Source organism: Candidatus Saccharimonadia bacterium (assembly GCA_035544015.1).
In the GTDB taxonomy this organism is placed as follows: Bacteria; Patescibacteriota; Saccharimonadia; order UBA4664; family UBA4664; genus UBA5169.
The window spans coordinates 1-2,243 of sequence record DATKIP010000104.1; the positions used below are offsets into that span (position 1 = coordinate 1).

Consider the following 2,243-nt stretch of genomic DNA (forward strand, 5'->3'; position numbering starts at 1 on the left):
TTCGTCCGGACCACGCGCGCAGTAACGCTGACGGACGCCGGCTTGGACTTCCTGGCTCGCATCGAGTCGGTCCTAGCCGAGCTCGACGAGGCGGAACACGATGCGCGCGGAACGGGAGAGTTGCGCGGAACATTGCGGATCGGCTTGGCGACGAACTTTGCCGTGCGGGAGGTCATCCCCCGGCTTTCGGACTTCATGAGCCGGCATCCGGCGCTCCGGATCGACCTGATGATGGGAGACCAGCGCGAAGACCTCGTGGCCGAAGGCGTGGACGTCGCGCTTCGGTTTGGTGCTCTTCCCGACTCGACAGCGACGGTGCGGAGAATTCTCGCATGGCCGCGGGTCCTCGCCGCGGCGCGAGCTTACCTCGACAAGGCCGGGGCCCCCCTCACACCTACGGATTTGGCTCAGCATGCGATCATTCTTGGGCCCGCAAGCCTTGGCGGCCACTGGTCCTTTCGCAAGGGCGATACTGCGACCTCGTTCCAAGTCGAGGGCAAGTTGACGATAAGGGCAAGCTTGGGCGCTATCGCAGCGGCCGTCGAAGGATTGGGCATCGTCATGACTCCGCTCGGCGCGTGCCGTCGGGAATTAGAGAGAGGAGAGCTCGTTCGGCTGTTACCGGAATGGGACGCGGGAACGGTCGAGCTCAACGCCGTCTATGCGAGCGGCAGAGCCGCCAAGGCATCAGCGCGCGCCTTTGTCGACTACTTGATCGCAGCGCTTCACGAGGCTGAGCCGCCGCCCTCCAGTCTATCTTCGATTGGCGATAAGCCACGACCGTCTGCTTGAAAGGCCCCTGCCGAGCGACGCGAAATGCATGTCCGTTTCTGGCACGAAGCGGACCTACCAAGTCCGCACAATCATGTCCGCTTAGCGTGGCAGACCGGACATCATTTGAACCTTCTGAGCATTTCCGCTTTTGACCGACCCTGTGTGAAAACGCCTCTTTTGATGTGATTCTCGCGATATGATTCGCGGGAGGGTTGGATGAGGCGCTTCGTTGAAGGCACGGATCGCGGGCAGAGCGCGCTGTTTCCTGAATGCCTGGAAGACTGGATCGGCGAGGACAATCCCGTTCGGGTGATCGACGTCTTTGCCGCAGAACTCGATCTTGCCGAGCTAGGGTTCAGCGGGGTCGATCCCGAGGTAACCGGCCGGCCTTCGTATCATCCGTCGGTCCTGCTGAAGCTCTACATCTACGGCTATCTCAACCGGGTTCAGTCGAGCCGCCGGCTCGAGCGTGAGGCCGGACGCAACGTTGAGGTCATGTGGCTGACGGGTCGGCTCGTTCCCGATCACAAGACCATTGCCGATTTCCGGAGGGACAATGGTACTGCCATCCGCGAAGTGTGCGCACGCTTCATCGCGCTGTGCCGCACGATGGGCCTGCTCACGGAAGCCTGCGTCGCGATCGACGGCAGCAAGTTCAAGGCGGTGAACAACCGCGATAAGAACTTCACGCGCGCCAAGATGGACCGACGCATGGCGCAGATCAAGGAGAGCGTCGCGCGCTATCTGCAGCAGCTCGACACTGCCGACCGGCAGGAGCCGTCCGAGGCGCTCAAGACCAAGACGAGCCGCCTGAAAGAGAAGATCGAGAAGCTGAAGGAGGAGATGCAGCGTCTCGAGATTCTCAAGGTGAAAATGCTCGCCACACCGGACCAGCAGATATCGCTGACGGATCCCGATTCCCGCTCGATGGCGACGAGCGGCCGAGGCTCCGGTATCGTCGGCTACAACGTCCAGGTCGCGGTCGACACCGAGCATCATCTGATCATCACGCATGAGGTGACCAACGTCGGTAACGACCGGTCGCAGCTTTCGCCCGTGGCCAAGCGGGCGAAGGCGACGCTGGAAGTGGAGAACCTCGATGCCGTCGCCGATCGCGGCTACTTCGACAGCGAGGAGATTCTGGCGTGCGAGGAAGCGGGCATCACGGTCACACTGCCCAAGCCGATGACCTCGGGCATCAACGTCAGAGGGCGGTTCGGCAAACAGGACTTCCGTTACGTGGCGGAGCAGGACGTTTACATTTGCCCTGCCGGTAAAAGGCTCGCCTACCACTACACGAACGAAGAACATGGATTGGTCCTGCGCCGCTACTGGACCAACGCCTGCCAGAGTTGCGCCATCAAGCACAGCTGCACCACCGGCAAGGAGCGCCGGATCACCCGATGGGAGCACGAGCATGTTCTCGAAGCGGTGCAGCGCCGGCTCGACGAGCATCCGGAGAAGATGCG

Annotated in this window: 2 protein-coding genes; both read left to right on the plus strand. The window is 62.0% G+C overall.

What is annotated here, in order from left to right:
• Positions 1-792: LysR substrate-binding domain-containing protein (locus tag VMT30_08905; GenBank protein HVQ45047.1), on the plus strand; the 792-nt coding region annotated here is incomplete at its 5' end.
• A 198-nt stretch (positions 793-990) separates the two neighbouring features.
• A partial coding sequence (locus VMT30_08910; protein ID HVQ45048.1) for an IS1182 family transposase occupies positions 991-2,243 on the plus strand: 1,253 nt, incomplete at its 3' end.